General features: G+C 60.4%; 14 protein-coding genes and 1 pseudogene. 7 read left to right on the forward strand and 8 right to left on the reverse strand.

Annotated elements, in window-relative coordinates; genetic code table 11:
* Positions 1 to 20 precede the first annotated feature (20 nt).
* The gene (locus DDD63_RS11545) at positions 21 to 353 is read left to right on the forward strand and encodes a hypothetical protein (protein ID WP_108716503.1); all 333 of its coding nucleotides are present in this window, start codon (positions 21 to 23) and stop codon (positions 351 to 353) included.
* 92 nt (positions 354 to 445) lie between these two features.
* Entirely contained in the window at positions 446 to 985 is a 540-nt protein-coding gene (locus DDD63_RS12585) for a hypothetical protein (protein ID WP_205647265.1), read from the forward strand.
* A gap of 179 nt (positions 986 to 1,164) precedes the next feature.
* Here DDD63_RS12585 and amrS read toward each other — a convergent pair whose 3' ends face one another.
* From amrS to amrB, 3 genes are read right to left on the reverse strand one after another with little or no spacing between them, the layout of a single operon-like run.
* Positions 1,165 to 2,301 (reverse strand): AmmeMemoRadiSam system radical SAM enzyme, encoded by a 1,137-nt coding sequence (gene amrS / locus DDD63_RS11555; protein WP_108716754.1) that lies wholly within the window; start codon positions 2,299 to 2,301, stop codon positions 1,165 to 1,167.
* Positions 2,302 to 2,342: 41 nt separating this feature from the next.
* The gene (amrA, locus tag DDD63_RS12590; protein WP_205647266.1) at positions 2,343 to 3,206 is read right to left on the reverse strand and encodes an AmmeMemoRadiSam system protein A; all 864 of its coding nucleotides are present in this window, start codon (positions 3,204 to 3,206) and stop codon (positions 2,343 to 2,345) included.
* On the reverse strand, positions 3,199 to 4,245 hold the full coding sequence (amrB, locus tag DDD63_RS11565; protein WP_108716504.1) for an AmmeMemoRadiSam system protein B: 1,047 nt from the start codon (positions 4,243 to 4,245) through the stop codon (positions 3,199 to 3,201). The genes amrA and amrB overlap by 8 nt, the downstream gene beginning before the upstream one ends.
* Positions 4,246 to 4,466: 221 nt before the next feature.
* Between amrB and DDD63_RS11570 the strand changes: the two genes are divergently transcribed.
* The 5 genes from DDD63_RS11570 (at position 4,467) to DDD63_RS11590 (ending at position 9,043) form a co-directional block, all read left to right on the forward strand.
* The gene (locus DDD63_RS11570) at positions 4,467 to 5,297 is read left to right on the forward strand and encodes an aldo/keto reductase (RefSeq protein WP_108716505.1); all 831 of its coding nucleotides are present in this window, start codon (positions 4,467 to 4,469) and stop codon (positions 5,295 to 5,297) included.
* A gap of 90 nt (positions 5,298 to 5,387) precedes the next feature.
* The gene (locus tag DDD63_RS11575; protein WP_108716506.1) at positions 5,388 to 6,248 is read left to right on the forward strand and encodes an aldo/keto reductase; all 861 of its coding nucleotides are present in this window, start codon (positions 5,388 to 5,390) and stop codon (positions 6,246 to 6,248) included.
* 232 nt (positions 6,249 to 6,480) lie between these two features.
* A complete protein-coding gene (gene thiD, locus DDD63_RS11580; RefSeq protein WP_108716507.1) occupies positions 6,481 to 7,287 on the forward strand; it encodes a bifunctional hydroxymethylpyrimidine kinase/phosphomethylpyrimidine kinase in 807 nt (268 codons plus the stop codon).
* 5 nt (positions 7,288 to 7,292) lie between these two features.
* Positions 7,293 to 8,354 carry a YdcF family protein gene (locus tag DDD63_RS11585; RefSeq protein ID WP_108716508.1) on the forward strand — a complete coding sequence of 354 codons (1,062 nt, stop codon included), beginning with the start codon at positions 7,293 to 7,295 and terminating at the stop codon, positions 8,352 to 8,354.
* Positions 8,351 to 9,043, forward strand: coding sequence for an HD domain-containing protein (locus tag DDD63_RS11590; RefSeq protein WP_108716509.1), 693 nt, complete (start codon positions 8,351 to 8,353; stop codon positions 9,041 to 9,043). Before DDD63_RS11585 ends, DDD63_RS11590 begins: the two co-directional genes overlap by 4 nt.
* Positions 9,044 to 10,658: 1,615 nt before the next feature.
* On the opposite strand, the gene dnaB is transcribed toward DDD63_RS11590, so the two are convergent.
* The 5 genes and pseudogenes from dnaB to gcl form a co-directional block, all read right to left on the reverse strand.
* Complete coding sequence (gene dnaB, locus DDD63_RS11600) at positions 10,659 to 12,017, reverse strand: replicative DNA helicase (protein ID WP_108716756.1); 1,359 nt, start codon at positions 12,015 to 12,017, stop codon at positions 10,659 to 10,661.
* Positions 12,018 to 13,775: 1,758 nt separating this feature from the next.
* On the reverse strand, positions 13,776 to 15,284 hold the full coding sequence (locus DDD63_RS11605; RefSeq protein ID WP_108716511.1) for an NCS1 family nucleobase:cation symporter-1: 1,509 nt from the start codon (positions 15,282 to 15,284) through the stop codon (positions 13,776 to 13,778).
* Positions 15,285 to 15,797: 513 nt separating this feature from the next.
* The gene (locus tag DDD63_RS11610; protein ID WP_240611282.1) at positions 15,798 to 16,064 is read right to left on the reverse strand and encodes a hypothetical protein; all 267 of its coding nucleotides are present in this window, start codon (positions 16,062 to 16,064) and stop codon (positions 15,798 to 15,800) included.
* The gene (locus DDD63_RS11615) at positions 16,037 to 16,744 is read right to left on the reverse strand and encodes an asparaginase (protein WP_164505537.1); all 708 of its coding nucleotides are present in this window, start codon (positions 16,742 to 16,744) and stop codon (positions 16,037 to 16,039) included. Before DDD63_RS11615 ends, DDD63_RS11610 begins: the two co-directional genes overlap by 28 nt.
* A 175-nt stretch (positions 16,745 to 16,919) precedes the next feature.
* A pseudogene (gcl, locus tag DDD63_RS11620) lies at positions 16,920 to 18,695 on the reverse strand (glyoxylate carboligase); the annotation flags it as partial.
* Positions 18,696 to 18,828 lie beyond the last annotated feature (133 nt).

Here is an 18,828-nt window from a genome sequence, read left to right on the forward strand (position 1 = left end):
AAACTGGCGAAGGAGAATCCATGCCTACCAATGACGGCATCATCATTACCATCCAGGAGACGACTAATCTTCGGCTCGGTGTCGGCCGCGACAGCCCCAGTTACACCGTTCTTCACGTGAGGATCAAGGACGGCATTATGCAGGCGACATTGCTTGGCGGCGATAAATCAACTGGCATCCACCAAGAACTCCGGCTGGGAGAGTCTGTGACACACCCGGGAGTCGGTACCTTCACCTTGATCGATGTCACGCCGGTAGCAAAACTGCCATTGCAAGACGGACAGGGTAACTACGCCACCTTCAGTTTCGTGCCCGCACCTGGTTTCCAGGTCAATCCGAAACTGCGTAACTGACACCTTTCCGGCACTACCTGCCCGGCATCAAATCTGCAGCCGTCACCCACATGGCTCGGGGGAACACCACAACACTACTTAGAGGGAGATTTATGATTCGCCTATTCCACCGCGCCGCCTTGGTTGTTGGTTGTTTATTCCTTGCACTGTCCGGCTGTGGCATGCAGACGACCGAGGTTCACCCCACCTCACTGGCTCCCACCTCACCGGCTCCCACCACGCCAACTCGTACCACCACGCCCACCTCACCGGCTCCCACCACGCCAACACCCACGCCGGTCACCATCCCCGCCGACAAACTCAACTGCGACAACGGCACCATCATCACCATCCAAGAAACAACAAACCTGCGGCTGAGCGCAGAAGCAGACGGGCCGAGTTACACCGTACATGGCGTCACAGCCGAAGATGGCAACAGGCGTGCCTCCATCCTCGGCGGAGACAGGTCGACCGGCATCCACGAAGAACTCCAACTTGGGCAATCCGTCACCCACGACGGCGTCGGCACGTTCACACTCATCGATACGTCACCCTCCAACAGCTCCTCCGGCGCTGATGGCGAGGGCGGATTCGCCGTCTTCTGCTTCGAACCAGAAGACGGCTTCAACATCAACCCCAACCTTCTGAACTGACGGATACCCCTTACCCGAGACCACACCCCTTACCTGATCCGCACACCCCTCACCTGATGAAGAGTCACTCCGGCCGTCGGGGGAAGTTGCCGCGCTAGCATACGCGGATTCCGTTCCGGTGCGCCGCAAGCCGCGTATCCGCCCGACTTGCCGCCCTAGGATACGCGCATTCCGTCCTTTCACCTCGCACCAAGCCACACCGGCACGCGTCGCGGACCAAACTCCCCTGCGCCCGCCGGATCAAACACGCCCGGAATCTCCTCGCCGCACTGCGGGCACACTCCCGCTCCCGTGCCGCGCAACGCACCAGATTCGCGCCGCTGATCCGAAACACGTAACCGATAGCTACCGATAGCGAACCAATCACGCTCAATCAGTGCGGCGTTACATCCCGGGCAGCGCGTCGTGTCTCCCTCCCGATCATGCACGTTACCGGTATAGACGTAGCGCAACCCTGCACCCCGAGCGATCTTGCGCGCCCGGGTGAGGGTTTCCGGCGGAGTGCGTGGCACATCCAGCATACGAAAGTCCGGATGGAAGGCCGAAAAATGCACCGGAACATCCGAGCCCAGATGCTCCACTATCCATCCGCTGAGCGCCTCCAACTCAGCGTCGCCGTCGTTGTAACCGGGAATCACCAGGGTCGTGATTTCCAGCCAACAAGCCGTCTCATGGGCAATGAACTCCAGAGTCTCCAGCACGGTCCCCAGCCGCCCGCCAGTGATCCTCCGGTAGAACTCCTCCGAAAAAGACTTTAGGTCGATATTCGCTGCATCCACTGCGCGGAATAGATCGCGGCGGGCGTCACCTTGTATGTATCCGGCGGAGACGGCGACGGCGGCGATACCGCGCTCATGGCAGGCCGCCGCCACGTCAACGGCATATTCGGTGAAAATCGTCGGATCGTTGTACGTGAATGCGACGGCGCGGGCACCGCAGGCCAGCGCGGCCTCGGCAATCTCCTCCGGCCCCGCCTCGTCCACGAGCCGATCAACTTCTCGCGACTTGGAAATATCCCAGTTCTGGCAGTATTTGCACCCAAGATTGCACCCTGCTGTTCCGAAGGAGAGGATGGCGGTGCCGGGAAGGAAGTGGTTCAGCGGCTTCTTCTCCACCGGATCCAGGCAGAATCCCGACGAACGTCCGTAGGTGTCGAGAATGAGTTCGCCGCCTCGGTTCATGCGGACGAAGCAAAAGCCCCGCTGACCATCTGCAATGCGGCACTCGCGTGGGCAAAGGTCGCACTGAACCCGATCACCCACTTGGTGCCCATATCGGGCGACGACACCGGCGGATGCGGTCTGCGTGCTTGGCATCGTGGCGTCGTCTGCCCCGCCTTGTCGCTCCGCGCCGTGCATCAGGCCCCTCCTACCGGCTCCTCACTCCATGCCGTCACCGTGTAGCGTGACACCGCAATCTCCGGCGCCCAAAACGATGGCGGTAGCCCAGCCTTTACAAGCAGGTGATCAACAAAATCACGGGGCGATGGCAGCTGATCCCACACCTGGGGGAGAAAGGTGCCTCGATGGCGCGCAAACTCCAAGATCAGCCCATCCACGCCGGGCCGCAACTGCTCCTCAAGATCGAGCCGGTCAAGGAAGAGCATGCGTTCCGGGGGTGATAGTAGCGAGACTTCAATGTGCAGGTCGGCCAATTCGTCGGGCTGCAGCGGAGGAAAACGCGGGTCGCTGAAGGCCGCCATAAAGGCGTTGCGTCGCACATCACCCAAGAGGCTTTGGTGGGCAACCAGCGACCCAATACACCCGCGCAACTCCGTACCCTTGTGCAAGGAAACGAAAGTCGCACCCGGCTCGGCCAGCCGGGGGTACAACCGCATAAGCTCCACGTCCTTCGCCTCCCGGTCACCTGTTTCGGCGTCTGTTTCGACGTCGACGCCGCGTGCATTCTTCGCCGTTTCCGCCGCCTGATCGTTCTGCCCGCGATGCGTACCATCGCGCACGGAGTCCACGCTGTCGGCGATGGAACGTGAAGCGGGCTCGGAACGCGTACCATCGCGCACAGAGTTCACACTTCCCGCATTGCTCCGGTCGCTAGCGGAGGTAGTCCTGTGAACGGCCCTGGAGGGCACTCCGCCATACGCCCTCTCTGCCCTCCCGCGAGCGACGGCCGACTCGTCCAGACTCAGCCAGCTCTCGATCTCTTCCCGCGCCAAACGAACAAGAACAGCACCATCGAAACCGGTGGCAATTGTGTCAGTCATTATTCTCACCTTCCGTGTTCCTCTGGAAAGACGCGTCGCCTTCCGTACCCGGTGCCGGAGCGTTCGCGTCTACGACCTGCATGTTGGACTTGCGCGCAGGTGGGTTCCTCTCCTGCACTGGTGTATCCGCGTCCAGCGCCCGCGCATCCACCCCAGGCACAGGCGTACCTGAGTTCGACGACTGCACCTTCACCTCCGGCACCTGCGCTTCAGCGTCCAGTACGACGTCGTCGTACGCGTCGCCAACTAGTGCAAGAGCCGCGTAGCCAACCACTCGCGAGCGGTCCGGTGCGACGTCTCCGGAATTGCACATGCCGAGCAAGCGGGGCATTAGACCCCGGCGTTGCGCCGCCAGCAGCAAACCGTTCATCGGCGTGGCACCGCATGCCTGGAAATGATTGATAGCGCAGTCGCCGTCAAGGATCTGCCCGATGGTGCCTCGGTCAATCCGCTGCGCCTGCGCGTAAGAGTGGTAATGGGACAGGTCGGAGCTGGCCACTACAACCGTCTCGTCGTCACCCCAGAACGCGTCCCACACCGCTGCGACATCATCAATACTGACATCGCCGGCTACAAGCGGAATAACCTCGATATCGCCCAGAACTTCCTGCAAAAACGGTAGATGAACCTCTACCGAATGCTCCTGCGCATGTACGAGCGAATCGGGAACGAGCTGCGGCAGACACCGCGCAACTTCCTGCTCCGCCTCGCGGGCAACCGGCATCACTCCCAGCGGCGTCGCCATCGCGTCAGCCTCGCTGCAGGCAATGCCCCGCACTGGCACACGATGAGCCGGGCCCATCACCACCGCGCGGGTCACCTGACCACGCAATGGTTCCAACTGACGGTATGCCAAGCCTGCCACCAGGCCTGAATAGACGTAACCCGCATGCGGGGCAATAATCGCATGCGGGGGCGCCGCCAACAAGCACGAGTTCTGGCGCGCGAAATCCAGGCATTCTCTTACACTCGCACGGCACTCTTGTGCGTCATGCGGATAAAACAAGCCCGCCACTGCAGGCTGACGAACCGTCACCATGCCCCGCGTCCTCTCGCGAACAGCCCCGACAGCACTGTCTGAGGTCTATTCCAGTCTACTCGGCGCCAACTGCGCCCATGCGGCTTTGGCATGCTTACGCGCAGGTAACCTGTACTTTAAGTCCTAGTACCGTGCGGTACGCCACTCGCGCACACCCCATTTGCTCTATCAGTGATCGGATAGTAGTCGCATAGTAGTTCAGAAGAAGGCAGAATGTAGCTATGAGTACTCACGTGACTTTCAGCAATGGTGTTTCAATTCCTACAATCGGCGTCGGATTCTGGGAAGTTCCGGCAGACCAAGCACAACGAACCGTTGAAGAGGCCGTCGAACTCGGCTACCGGCACCTAGACGGCGCCGCCGCCTATCAGAACGAGGTGGAGATGGGCGCGGGCATTCGGTCCTGCGGCGTGCCACGCGAAGAACTCTTCGTAACAACCAAACTGCAAAACGGCAATCAAGGCCATGATAAGGCTCTCACTGCCTTCGATGCCTCTCTGGAACGGCTCGGCCTGGACTACGTGGACCTATACCTTATTCACTGGCCAGTGGCGAAATGGGGCCTGTACAACGAGACGTGGAAGGCGCTGGAGGAAATCTACGCCTCCGGACGTGCCAAGGCGATCGGCGTCGCCAACTTCCTGCCGGAGCATATTGAAGACCTCCTCGCGCATTGCGAGGTGCGTCCGATGATCAACCAGTTCGAATGCCACCCCTCGCTGCAACAACGGGAGATTGAGGAGGCATCCAAGGCTGCGGGAATGGCCATCGAGGCGTACTCCCCGATCGGCCGCGGCGTTGACCTGAGCAATCCCGTGGTTGAACAAGTGGCCGCCGAGCGTGGTTGCACCCCGGCACAGGCAATTTTGGCATGGCACCTGGCCAAGGGCCGGATCATTATCCCGAAGTCCGTGCACCGCGAGCGCATGGCGGAGAATCTGGAATCCGCCAACGTGACACTGACGCAGGAGAACATCGCCGTGATCGACAGCTTGGAGGCCGGTCTTCGCCAGACCGGCGATCCGGCAACCTTCGACTACAGCCAGTTCTGAACCTGCACAAGACTCGCTTCTGAACTTTCAGCAACACCCGGTTCTCGCACCCTGCAAGAGCCGGTTCCAAGCAGAAAAGAGGACAGCGTTATGACCGTTCCAACCATTCCACTCAACACCGGCCAGCGCATACCCCAGCTGGGCCTCGGAACGTACAAGATGCTTGGCGACGACGCCGAACACGCCGTCGCCACCGCCTTAGAACTCGGCTACCGGCACATTGATACCGCCCAAATGTACGGAAATGAAGCCGCCGTCGGCCGCGGGATCGCAAAATCAGGCGTGCCGCGAGAAGAAATCTTCATCACGACGAAGCTGGATAACCCGAACCACGAGTCGGCAGACGCGCGGCGGTCCTTTGCGGAATCACTGGAGAAGCTGGGAACCGACTACGTGGATCTCTTCCTCATCCACTGGCCACTGCCAAATCAGTACGACGGCGATTATCTTTCCACTTGGAAGACCTTGGAGGAGTTTGCGGCCGACGGGCGTGCGCGGTCAATCGGCGTTTCCAACTTTCAACGCCATCACCTTGAGACGATTGTCGAAGGCTCGGAGACGGTTCCCGCCGTCGATCAAATCGAACTGCACCCGTATTTCCAGAACCAGGTGATTGCCGAGTTCTGCCGCGAAAACAGAATCGCGGTCGAGGCCTGGGCACCGCTTGTACGCGGAATGGTGGCCGACGAGCCCGGCGTGGCAAGTGTTGCGAAGAACCACAACTGTACGGCCGCACAAGCCGTACTGGCGTGGCATCTTGCCAAAGGGCATATCATCTTCCCGAAGTCTGTACATCGCGAGCGGCTCGAAGAGAACCTTGCCGCGGCGATGATCGAACTGACCGTGGATGAAGTCGAACAGATCAGTAGCCTGGATCGCGGCGAATTGGGCCGCACGGGAATGCATCCAGACACCATGGAGCGCGTCAAGGGCTCCATTGGCGACAAGTAGGCACAGATTCGCTTATCTTGTCCAACTTGTGCCCGGAGGAGACTCCGGGCACAAGTATTAACTAGAATCCCAGTCAGGATCGCCACGCATGACGCACCCGTCCGGTGCCACATGTTGCCGCGAGCGGTACCGTATGAACCGGTATGAGCTGGTTGCCAGCTCGGCGCCAGCACCTTCGGTGCCAGCATTCGGTTGGACCATACGCGATCCCGAAAACAGAAAGAGGAGAATCATGGTTGACTTTGCGTACACAATTGCAGGGTCGGAAGCAACCGGCGGAGCCGGTTTCCAAGTCGATCTGAAAACGTTCCAACAACTCGGCGTTTACGGAATGGGCACATTGACCTGTATCGTCTCCTTCGACCCCGCACATGACTGGGCTCATCGCTTCGTTCCGGTTGATCCGCAGGTAATCCGCGACCAGATCGAGGCCACTCTCGCTGCGCAGGCCGTCGACACGGTCAAGATCGGCATGCTCGGACATCCGGACACCATCGACTCCGTAGCGGAAGGCCTTGCGTCACAGCAGTGGCGAAATATCGTGGTGGATCCCGTCCTCATCTGCAAGGGCCAAGAACCGGGAGCCGCGCTCGATACGGATATGGCGCTGCGCGCCAAGATCTTGCCGTTGGCCACCGTCGCCACGCCGAATCACTTCGAAGCACTGACCTTGTCAGGCATGGAAGAGCTGGCCACGGTCGAAGATCTTGGTGAGGCGGCAAAGCGTATCTCCGACCAGGGGCCGCGCTACGTCGTCGTCAAGGGCGGAATCGACTTCCCCGGTCCGGATGCCGTGGACGTTCTGTGGGACGGCGAAGAGATTACCCCCTTCAAGGTGCCGAAGATCGGGCAGGAGCGGGTCTCCGGTGCCGGTTGCACCCTTGCCGCCGCGATCACCGCGGAGCTGGCAAAGGGCCAGGACATCCACGCTGCCGTACAGACGGCAAAGAACATGGTGACCGCTGGCATCGAAGCGCGCGTAAGCGCCAACACACCATTCGACACCGTCTGGCAAGGTGCGTATACGCCGCGCGACTGATCGCGATGACAGGCAGGATAGTGGCATGTGACGGGCAGGACGGCAATCGCGCCGCCGTGCCCGTCATTGTCGTACTCGGGTGCCGTACGATCGGTCATGACCCCACGCGGACGCTGCGCTTCCGATTAGAAACCGCGCTGGTCGAGTTCGAAAGGGCACGCAACGCCGGAATCACCGCCTATGTTCTGTGCTGTGGCGGGCAAGGACAGGACGAACTCGAGCCGGAATCGGTTGTGATGGCGCGTTGGCTCGCTGATCGCGGCATTCCGGAGGATCTGTTGCTTGTAGAAGATGCCTCGCATTCCACCGAGGAGAACCTGATGAATGCGCAGCGTATTCTCCTCGACGTCACCTCCGGCATGCATATGGCCGATCATGACGACCGGGCTCATCATGCGGGCACGACTGCGGTAAGCGCCCCGCCTAGAAGGCAGAGTGCCACGCGACCGACGAAGTCCGGCGGTACTGAGCCTGTGGGCCTCGTCGGTGCTAAACCCTCAGCCTCGGACGGTACATGGCCGACGGGCTCGGTGAGTGCTGAGTCGGTGAGCCAGGTCGGTACGCGACCCACTGGCTCCGGCGGTGCGCGACCCACTGGCTCCGGCGGTGCGCGACCCACTGGCTCCGGCGGTACGCGACCCACTGGCTCCGGCGGTACGCGACCCACTGGCTCCGGCGGCGACCGGCCTGTAGATCCCGGTTCTGCGGGCAGAGGTGTCAGCCCTTCGCTCGCAACTGCCCCTCCTGTCGGATTCACTGCTCAGCGGAAGTTGCCGGCCGTTATTGTCACCTCGTGGCCGCATGTGGCACGGGCTCAGTTCCTGGCTCGGCGCGCCGGTTTTCGGCCGGTCATGCGCGGAGCACATGTTTCCCCGGGCAGGGTTCCACACGCCCTTTTCTGGGAAGCGGGGTCGTGGGCCTTCATTGCGGCGGCGAAGCTACCCGCAGCTCATCTAGTCACCCGGCTCAGCGGGTGGATCAATGTACGACTAGGGCGGCCCGCGCACACCTCTGTTTCGTATCAGTCGCTATATCGCCACTCGCATTCTGGGAAGGAACCCCGATGACATCACCCTATTTCGCTGCGGCCGTCCGATTCGTACACGAGCACCTGAGCACGCGCGACGTCGCCGCTGCTCAGCAGCGCTATCGCTTCCAGCACTGTCTGCGGGTCGCAGCAATCGGGCGAGCCGTTGCGGAAGAAGCGGGCATGGATGCAGATGCCTTAGAACTGGCATGTGTTCTGCATGATGTCGGCAAATTCGATCCCGCCTGGCATGTCGACCATGGTCGCGCTGGCGCAAAATTAGCCCGGCGTTTCCTTGCAGAGCAGGGGGCGCACCCCGCTCTTATTGACGAGATATGTCAGGGGATTGCCATGCACACGGACGGGCGATGGAACTACCCACCGCAGTCCCCCGATTACACCGGCGCCATTGACTACTCTGAGGAGCCGAGCGTACTTGCCCGCTCGGTCGGCGACTGCGATAACGTTGACCGCTTTGGCGCCTACCGTGTTTATGACACTCTGCAATACGTGGACTTTCTCGGAATGGAACTCAATGAGCAGCTCAGTTTCATTGCCGGTTACCGGCAGCGTCTAGCGCGAGAACGCGAATACGCATGCGCCACCGGCGCCTGCCAACGGCGCTGGATTGAAGCACTTGACGCGCAGAATGAGTACTTCGCCGCGTTAGAGGCGCAGATTGCGGCGGCGCTTCCCGGCACACTCTTGCTGCGAGAACAAAAAGGGTAGGCGCCGTGGTGCGGCAGGCAATTGGCTGGCATTGGCGCGCCGTGCGAACTAGCATCTTGTCTCATACTGAGTGAGCAGGAGGCACCAGGCATGGTGAGTTCACCGGCATTGACACCCTCATCTCCGGCCGCGACCGCTTGGGATATGTCTTTGCGTCGTCCAACGCACAGCAGATATCCCCCACTCCCAGGCGCATTTTCTAGTTCCGCCTCCGCAAACCACACGACCACGCACCCGCGCCGAGTTGCGCCAGCTGAGTGGCCCGCCCGATTGGCAGTTGCTCCTCCCCCGCGTTCGCGGTTGTCGCACACTGAGCGGCCGGTCCGACCTTCGTCGTATTAGTGCAGCACGCGAGCCAACACCCCACGCCTTTTCTGCTGTTTGCCCATCGTGCGGGGCCCTGACGGTAGGGATTCGAGGGGACAGTGTCAAAATCCCGTCCAAACGATGAGCTCGCCAAACAGCCATCGCCTCAAATCCGCATGATTCCGCCATTCCTTAAATGGAGCAATTCCACTTTACCTCCGTTTGGACGGGATTTGGACAGCCTCCACTCATGCCACGCCCCGGAGGCACCAGGCACGTTGAGTTGACCGACTCAAACACCCTATCTCCGGCCGCAGAGGTGCCCCGATCCGAACAACCCCAGAAAAACGCGGCGCTCCCATACCAGACCGCGGAAGTGACTTGTCTGTTTCAGAAGTGACTTGTCTGTTTGCCGCCAATCGCTGCGAGTCCGGCGTTATCGACGGCCCCGCACACTACTCCATTCAAGAGGGCGTTACCCTCCCGCCGAGTTGAATACGCGGCCACCCAGCACCGATGGGTCATATGGCACCCATCGGCTGCATGACACCGAGAGAGTTGAAATGAACATCACCGTGAATACAGAGCAGCTGCTCGGATTTCTCGCGAATCACCTCCCGCAGCCAGTGATGATCGGTCTGGCTGTCATTATCCTGGGAACTGCTCTATGGCGATGTCGCGAGGCGACTACTGCGGCGCACAGCCGCCAACCCAAAGAAGTACGCGCCGCATTCGATTTCACGTACCAAAGCGTAAAGGAGCATATCGTGATCGATCACCCCGACGGGCGCCGATGCGAGCGCTCGTGCTCTTCACAAGCGATCAGAATCTCCACTAGCATCGAGACCAGGACAACGCGCAATAGCAACGGGGACGGGTCCAGGGGCATGAGGCAGGCACGTGTTGTGCCACACAACGCGCAATAGCAACGGGGACGGGTCCAGGGGCATGAGGCAGGCACGTGTTGTGCCACACAACGCGCAATAGCAACGGGGACGGGTCACCTTCAAGACAAACCCAACCGAACTGCCAGTCCGGATCCGAGCCGCATACCCGCACCGAGCAGCCACTTACATCCGCTATGTTCCATTAGCATCCAAACAAGAACGGTGCAGCCCAGGCAGGTGCGCTAGTCCGCATAATTCCGCCACTGCTCGAAATGAATCAATCCAGACTGACACCGTTCAGACGCTCATCGGGTACCTTTCGGTCCGACGCATCTGCGACTAAAGCAGATCTGGCCGCCGCAGCCTAACCAACTACCTTCCGCACCGCGCCACGGTATAACCGCGCATGCGAAAACGCGCTTCTACTGCGCCAGCTCGGCGAATCGCGCGTAATGGCCCTGGAAGGCCAACTCAAGCGTTCCCGTCGGTCCGGAGCGCTGCTTGCCGATAATGATCTCGGCCATGCCGGCCTTCGCCGAGTCTCGGTCGTACATATCCTCCCGGTGGATGAGCAGTACGACGTCGGCGTCTTGCTCCAGAGAGCCAGACTCACGCAAATCAGCCACTTGCGGACGCTTATCGTTACGTTTCTCCGAGTCTCGGTTGAGCTGGGCGACCGCAATAATCGGCACATCCAGTTCCTTTGCCAACAACTTGATAGAGCGCGAAAACTCCGAGACTTCCTGCTGCCGCGATTCCACCGCCCGCGCGCCTGAACTGAGGAGCTGCAGGTAGTCGATAACAATCAGCTGGATGTCATGCTGCTGCTTCATACGCCGACACTTGGCCCGGATCTCCGTAAGCGTCAGATTAGGTGAATCGTCCACGATCAATGGCTTTTGCGAGATACGGTCGAGCGTGCGTGCCACCGACTGCCAGTCCTCCGGAGTCATCTCGCCTTTAATCATGCGGTCAAGGAACACCTTTGCCTCAGCCGCCAGCACACGCATCGACAGTTCATTACGGTTCATTTCCAGCGAGAAGTACACCGTGGGAAGACCATTGGCAATGGCCGCGCTACGGCAAATGTCCATGGCGAGCGTTGATTTACCCGCACCCGGACGGGCGGCAACGATGATCATCTGCCCGCCACGCAAGCCGTTGAGCTTGTTGTCCAATTCCACGAATCCGGTGGGAATGCCCTGCAGGCCTCCATCGCGGTTCTCATTGCTCTCCAGCTCGTCGTACAGGCCGGGAACGATTTCCTCCAGCGTCATGTACTCGTTGGTGGCACGATCCTCGGTGATGGAATAAACTTCGGCCTGGGCCATGTCAATCAGGCCTTTGACATCGGCGCCGTCGGTGGTGTAACCGAGTTGGACGATGCGGGTACCGGCTTCCACCAGTGAACGCAACTGGGCTTGCTCGCGGACGATCTGGGCGTAGTACGCGGCGTTAGCGGCCGTGGGTACGGACGCCACCAGCGTGTGAAGGTAGGGCAAACCGCCCACACGCTCAAGATCGCCCGTGCGTTGCAGTTCCGCACCAACCGTCACGGCATCCGCCGGCTCACCGGCGCCGAAGAGTTTCACGACGACGGAAAAGACCGCCTGGTGCGCTGGGCGGTAAAAATCCGTAGATTTCACGATCTCCACGACGTCGGCAATGGCGTCCTTGGACAGCATCATGCCGCCGAGTACCGACATTTCGGCCTCGATGTTACGTGGTGGAACCCGTTCGAATGAAGAGCCAACTCGCGTCTGCTCACTCACCGTCGTCATGCCCATTCCTCCTTGTATACCCGGTGTGCCGACGTCTCCTAAACCGACACTCCGGATCTTCACCCTTCGACCAAGCCGACCGCCGTTCATGAGCCGTGCCGATAGTTCAGTGCGCGCTCAGGAGATGACCTGTACCTGGCGTTCGCCAGCCAGCGACCGCCAACCACGTGAAGCGTCAACTCCCTATCGCGCCTCTACCTATCAAGCAATGCCAGATCAACGGCTGATGTACCGTTGATCTCATCGCCAATAGCCTTGCCAAAGGGTTGCCTCCATGCCCCACCGATCTGCCACGCAGCCTCCTGCTTCAGGCATCGCCGCTGGGAACACTACAAGGGTACCGACAAGCTCCGACACGAAATCGTGCCGATCACATTCGCCCTGTTAATACACGCCGTGACACGGTGGATAAGCTGTCGATAACCTGTGTGTAAAGACCCCGATTTATCCACTTTTTTGCAGGTTTTTATCCCCAACTGTGAATAAAGGGGGTGAAGTGTTTGCGATTCCGTCCCCATACTTGTCCACAAGCGTGGATAAGTCCAAAATCAAGGTCAACTTTTTGCAAACTGGCTCGCCGTGAGAAAAGCTCAACCCCAAGTTGAGGTTCACCGACGGGGATTCCGCTTCTCCATGTACCGCGGGAGGTCGTCGGCGAGACAATCGGAGCTCTACCGGCGAGACAATTGGGATGCCACGAGCGCAATAACCAAGATTTTGTGAGCGTGGCAAGGCCGAACCACACGCGGACTACAGGTACAGACACGCGGCGCCAGTCGCCACACTCCCGCGCTGTCTCGAGTCTCAACCGTTAAGCAGTAGCCGCCCTGCTGAGCGCGATGCGACGAACATACGAAGCACTACCCTGCGCCAAGTGTTCCGCCTGACCTTCCCACAATATGAGATTCAAGCTCAGTCCGCGCCAACCGGGTAGTCACACTGACCTCGTTTCTAATGGATATCGGCTTCCCAAGATGATCGGTAGTGCTGGGAGACCTCACCCCCAGCAAGGCCGCCACCCCGGTAAATCACCCACTGAGTGAACCCTCAGATGCCTCCGCGTTCCCCACGCCGGTAACAGATTCCCGTAGCTGTCGCTCCCGCGACTGATTCGCCCTCCGCGTTCGCCGCGCGGGTAACAGATTCTGCCCCACAAGTGGCAATCAAGCGTGGACCGTACCTGCATTCTCCGCGTAGCTGACAGATTCTGTCATGAGGTCGTCGTCTGTGTAGGTCGATGTACGAGTTCCCCGCGCAGCTGACGGGTTCCCCTGCCAAGGGAGCAGAGAGGATTGCACCCCACTGCCCACACTGCCGACGGACTCTCCAATCCAGAAATCGCACCCCACTCCCCACGCGACCAATGGGCTCCTGTTATCAGTGGTCATGGTGTCGGCTCCTCGACCCCACTGCCCACACTGCCGATCAACTCCCTCCCAGTAGGGGTGTGGCGGCCCTCCCCAGAACCGCCACACCCGTGGATCCAGCACTGACCATTTCGCAGTCCGGCGCCGCCTAAAGCCGGACGTGCCTATCCCAAGAACTGGATCCTATGCGGGCCCGCCCGCCGCCCCGAGGTCGGGCTGCCCAGGTATATTGCGCCTTACTGTGAACATTCGCCGTCGCCAATCCATCGCGGCTCAGTTCTTACTACTAGCGCGCTCAGTTCTTACTACTAGCGCGCTCGTTTCTTACTACTAGCGCGCTCGTTTCTTACTACTAGCGCGCTCGTTCTTGCTACTCGCGCGCTCGTTCTTGCTACTCGCGCGCTCGCTCCTCGGCAGTCAGCGGCGCATCTGCCTTCTGTCCCCGCAAAGCATGAATCGCCCAATAGCACAAAGCCCCCAATGGCGCGGCGATGAACCAGGAGAACGGTGCCAACACCTGGCAGAAATGCACCGGCAGTAATGCGATGCATAGTGCCACGACAGCGGAGGGAATGAACGCCCACACCGCATTCATATTCAAACCGTGCTGGTAGTAGTATTTGCCACTCTTGTCAGGCGAATACAGGTCGCGCAGATCCACCCGCGAGCGCTTGTAGTAGTAATAGTCGAGCACCAAAATTCCGAAGAACGGGCCGAGCAGCGCGCCTAAAGACCCGAGGAAATAGGTGATAGCAGTCGGACTTCCGTACAGGTTCCACGGCGTGACAATGATCGAGAGTACTACCGCAGCAATTCCTCCAATACGGAAGGAGATGCGCTTCGGATTCAGGTTCGAGAGGTCGAATGCGGCGGAGACGAAATTCGCCACGATATTCACACCGATCGTCGCCACGATAAAGGCCAAGGAGACCACATAGAACATGAAGTCATTGTCAATATGGGCCAGCAAATCACCCGGATCCTCGAATGCTTCCCCGTACACCTGGATGGCAGTTGCGGAACAGAGAACTGCCGTCAGCGCAAAAGCCGTCCAGTTCAATGGCAGGCCAAGAACATTGCCGACGACGACGGAGCGCTTCGTCGGCGCATATCTTGCGAAGTCCGCGAAGTTGAGCATAAGAGTCGCAAGGGTGCCGATCGTCAGACCCACCGTCACGAAAATCTGGTACGTCTGCTGGCCGAGAGCGGGAGATACGCCGTCGGCATTCGTGGTCCAGCTGAAGTTCCAGTCGGCCTGGTACAGCATCCACACACCAAGGCCGATCATAATCACCCAGATAATCGGACCTGCGGCCCCCTGGAAGTGCCGCACCGCCTCCATGCCACGCCACACGATGACCAACTGAACAGCTGACAAGATAAGGAATGCCAGCCAGCCCGATGCACGCAAGCCAAGGAAGCTCGCATTCCACCCCAACATGGAGGGGAAAACTCGCATCATCAATAGTTCGAGTGATATAGACGCCAGGTAGGTCTGAATCCCATACCAGGCGATAGCGACGATACCGCGTACCATTGCCGGGAAGTTGGCTCCCCAGATTCCCCACGTTACACGCGATACCACTGGATAGGGGGCGCCCGTCTCATAGCCCATGATTCCGGATACGCAACATGCGACGAAGATGATGAATGTCGCGATAAGCACCCCGATCACTATCGCCAGAGGTGTCATACCCATAAGCGTTCCCGTGCCGATGAATAGCGCTGCCGCAAAGGTGTAATTCGAGGCATTATGTGCATCATTCATCCACAGTGAAAACAGTGAATAGCTGGACCATTTTCGGTCATCAGGAAGAGCCGGGGCGAGGTCCTCGTTAAATAGTCGCCCGTCTTTATCACCGGCTCGTAGTTCGTCATAGCTGACGCTTTCGGCTCTCATAATTGTTCTCCTAACATCGTTGTTGAGGTCCTTCCGATGGGAGGGACTGGTGGCATTTCTTTCGGACGGCCGCATGCGTTGTCAGACACCGGGCTCATATGTGGTCAGGCACCGGCCGCATGCGTGGCCAGGCATACGACCCGTGCCCCGCTCTGCAGCACCTCGTGTGTGGCCGGGCCCACTCGGGGCACTTATCTCCGCACCTGGCCGGTTTCCCGGAACCGCCCGGGTTTCCGCACCTGCCCGGGATATTGCCGCGCCTCCCCGAACGTCCGGATTGACCCCGATGGCGCCCACGGCGGTCCGGGTGAGGGCCATCCGACCTTTGCGTCGGCATCCGCCCCTGTGAAGGCGTTGACCCTCACGCGGGCGGTGACCGCGAGCATTGACCCTCAGCGGGCGTTGACCCACCCTTATGCGAGCGATACCCGGCCCGGATGCCGACTTCCACCCGAGTGCCAATGTCGGCCTGGGTGCCGACATCCACCCAAGATGTGGGGCCGCCCGGCGGCATTACAGCAAATAACCTCTCCTCTCGAACTGTTCGGCGATGGTCTGCCCGGATTCGCCCAGCCCCAGCAGAACGCCCAGCAGAATCCGAGCTTTTAGTGGTTGGAGCATGCCGGCGAAGATCACGCCTCTGCGCTCCAGATCGATTTCCGCACCCGGATAGGCGTAAGTTGTACGCCCGGTGCGGCCTCCGCACGTGCGCGTGGTCATCACCAGTGGGATGCCGCGGCTTACGGCTTCGTCTACCGCATCAAGATAGGACTCGGGCACATGCCCGGCCCCCATGCCCGCAATGACAATCCCGGGCAATCCTCCGTGGCCAGCAAGGCACGCAGCACCGTCCCATCGCACCCCATTCCGGGGTAGACAATCGGCACGTTGACGACGCGTTCCGGAATCGGCAGCGCCGCCGGGCACGGCCCATCCGGCCGAGTGACGGGTTCGAATGCCCCTTCCACCACGCGTCCAAGTGCCCCCATCCACGGACTTGCAAAAGCATCCATGGCGAAGGAATGCGTCTTCGTCACGGTCACCGCCCGGTGGACCTCACCGTTCATCACGACGAGGACCCCTGCCCCGCACGCCTGCCAAGACGCCGCCACAATGGCGGCATCGAGCAGGTTGGCAGGGCCGTCCGCTCCCGGCTCCTCCGGCGAACGCATAGCGCCTGTCACCACCAAGGGCTCCGGACGATCCCAGAGAAGGTCGAGCAGATAGGCGCTTTCCTCCATCGTGTCGGTGCCGTGGGTGACGATAACCCCGGCGGCGCCGTCGTCGACCATGCGGTGCGCCCAAGCAAGGCCCTCCAGCAGCATGTCGAAGGAGACCGAGGGCGAACCCACGTTCGCCACCGCGCGGCACTCCATCCGACCAATGTCGGCCAGCGCCGGAACAGCGGCGACCAGATCGTCGCCGTCGAGCGCCGGCGCTACACCGTCATCGCCGGTCATGGCGATCGTTCCTCCGAAGGAACAGACCGCGTACCTGGGCCCGTCAGTTGTCTGCGGTACCATCACCACGCGCACTTCCAGGATCGACCAGGCTCTGGTCACCGGTCGCACTTCCATAATCGACCAGGCCCGCGCCGTCGCTGCGACTTCCAGGATCAGCCGGACCTGCGAAATCGTCCCGGAACGCCAGCGCAGTTGGTGCGTCCACCGGCAGGTCCTCTGCCAGCGGCTCGAACTCGGTCATCGAATCCAGCGCCGTGCCCATGGAAATATTCGTCACACGCTCTTCGATGCACTCGACGACAACCGGCACGCGGAAGGTTTCCGCCATGGCGCGGGCACGTGGCAGAGCTTCGGCCAGTTCTTCGGGCGTGCGCACGCGGATCGCCTTGCATCCCAGGGATTCGACAACGCCGATATGATCCACCCCGTAGCCATCGGTCTCAGGAACGTTGATGTTCTTATATGCCAGTGACACCTGGTATTCCATATTGAAACCGCGCTGCGACTGGCGGATCAGACCAAGGTAGGCGTTGTTGACCACCACGTGCACCCACGGGACCTCGTGCTGTGCCGCGGCGGCCAACTCCTCGATAAGGAATTGGAAGTCATAGTCGCCCGAAAGCGCCACCACCGGCGTCGTAGGATCGGCCGTCACCGCGCCAATGGCCGCCGGAATCGTCCAGCCCAGCGGGCCGGCCTGGCCGGCGTTAATCCAATGCCGCGGCTTGAACACGTGCAGCATTTGCGCGGCGGCGATCTGACTGAGACCAATGGTGGTGACATACCTGGTCTCCGGTCCGAATGCACGGCACATCTCCTCGTACACGCGCTGCGGCTTCAGCGGTACGTTGTCGAAATGCGTCTTGCGGAGCATAGTTGCCTTCCGCTCGTTGCATTCCGCCACCCACTGCTCATAACGCTGAGCCGGAGAGGCACCATAGCGCTCGCGGGCTGCCCCCAATAGCACCTCGGCCGCCACCTTCGCATCCGATACCGACCAGTACTCCGGCGGGAAGACCCGCCCGATCTGCGTCGGTTCGATATCGATATGAACGAACTTCCGCCCCGCCCTGTACACATCCAGATTGCCGACGGCGCGGGCCGCCCACCGGTTGCCGAATCCAATGACTAGATCCGATTCGAGGAAGGATGCGTTGGCGTAGCGCTGCGAGGTCTGGAATCCGGCCATGCCCTGCGCCAGGCGGTGATTATCCGGAATGCTGCCCCATCCCATCAGTGTCGAAATCACCGGAATACCTAGATATTCCGCCAGCTCCACAAACTCCTTCTCACCGCCAGCATTGAGTATTCCGCCTCCAGCCAGCAGAATAGGATGATCAGCCGCGTCAATCATGTCGAGGATATGATCGGCCTGGGTGCGGGACATCTGCGGCACCGCAATCGGCAGGGGCTCGTAGGCGTCGATATCGAAGTCAATCTCCTCAACCTGCAGATCGGCCGGCAGGTCGATCAGTACCGGACCACGTCGGCCGGTTCGCATGAGCTGGAAAGCCTTCGCGAAGGTGCCGGGAACCTGTGCCGCCTCCAAAATGGTGACGGCCATCTTCGTTACCGGCGCGGCGATTGACGCAATATCAACGCCTTGGAACTCCTCCTTATGCAACATGGGCCGCGCGGCTTGACCCGTGATACACAGGATTGGAATCGAGTCCGCCCAGGCCGAGTACATACCTGTTATTAGGTCGGTACCTCCCGGGCCGGATGTCGCCAGTGCCACGCCGATATTACCGGGTTTTGTCCGGGTATAGCCCTCTGCCATATGGGCGGCAGCCTCGGGGTGGCGGGCGAGGATGTGGCGGATATTCCCATTTCTCTCCATGCCGGAATAAAGACCGTTGATGGCCGCTCCTGGAACACCGAAAGCCTGGGTACATCCCTCCTTCTGTAAGATCTCAACGATTGCGTCGACGACGCGCATACGGGGCATTAGTCTTCACTCATTTCTTTAGCAGCTTGAATGGTTAGTGTTGTTTCATAGGTTCGGCCTGCCTCCCACCGCCGGGCTCCGGTATCCGGCCCTCAGCTAGGCCGGATACCGAGTACGACCGATTGCTTGGCTT

It is taken from the genome of Actinobaculum sp. 313 (assembly GCF_003073475.1).
Lineage (GTDB): Bacteria > Actinomycetota > Actinomycetes > Actinomycetales > Actinomycetaceae > Asp313.

Coding starts and splice junctions, on each gene's coding strand:
- DDD63_RS11545 (WP_108716503.1), top strand. CDS start 21: ATGCCTACCAATGACGGCATCATCATTACCATCCAGGAGACGACTAAT.
- DDD63_RS12585 (WP_205647265.1), top strand. CDS start 446: ATGATTCGCCTATTCCACCGCGCCGCCTTGGTTGTTGGTTGTTTATTC.
- amrS (WP_108716754.1), bottom strand. CDS start 2,301: ATGCCAAGCACGCAGACCGCATCCGCCGGTGTCGTCGCCCGATATGGG.
- amrA (WP_205647266.1), bottom strand. CDS start 3,206: ATGACTGACACAATTGCCACCGGTTTCGATGGTGCTGTTCTTGTTCGT.
- amrB (WP_108716504.1), bottom strand. CDS start 4,245: ATGGTGACGGTTCGTCAGCCTGCAGTGGCGGGCTTGTTTTATCCGCAT.
- DDD63_RS11570 (WP_108716505.1), top strand. CDS start 4,467: ATGAGTACTCACGTGACTTTCAGCAATGGTGTTTCAATTCCTACAATC.
- DDD63_RS11575 (WP_108716506.1), top strand. CDS start 5,388: ATGACCGTTCCAACCATTCCACTCAACACCGGCCAGCGCATACCCCAG.
- thiD (WP_108716507.1), top strand. CDS start 6,481: ATGGTTGACTTTGCGTACACAATTGCAGGGTCGGAAGCAACCGGCGGA.
- DDD63_RS11585 (WP_108716508.1), top strand. CDS start 7,293: ATGACAGGCAGGATAGTGGCATGTGACGGGCAGGACGGCAATCGCGCC.
- DDD63_RS11590 (WP_108716509.1), top strand. CDS start 8,351: ATGACATCACCCTATTTCGCTGCGGCCGTCCGATTCGTACACGAGCAC.
- dnaB (WP_108716756.1), bottom strand. CDS start 12,017: ATGACGACGGTGAGTGAGCAGACGCGAGTTGGCTCTTCATTCGAACGG.
- DDD63_RS11605 (WP_108716511.1), bottom strand. CDS start 15,284: ATGAGAGCCGAAAGCGTCAGCTATGACGAACTACGAGCCGGTGATAAA.
- DDD63_RS11615 (WP_164505537.1), bottom strand. CDS start 16,744: ATGACCGGCGATGACGGTGTAGCGCCGGCGCTCGACGGCGACGATCTG.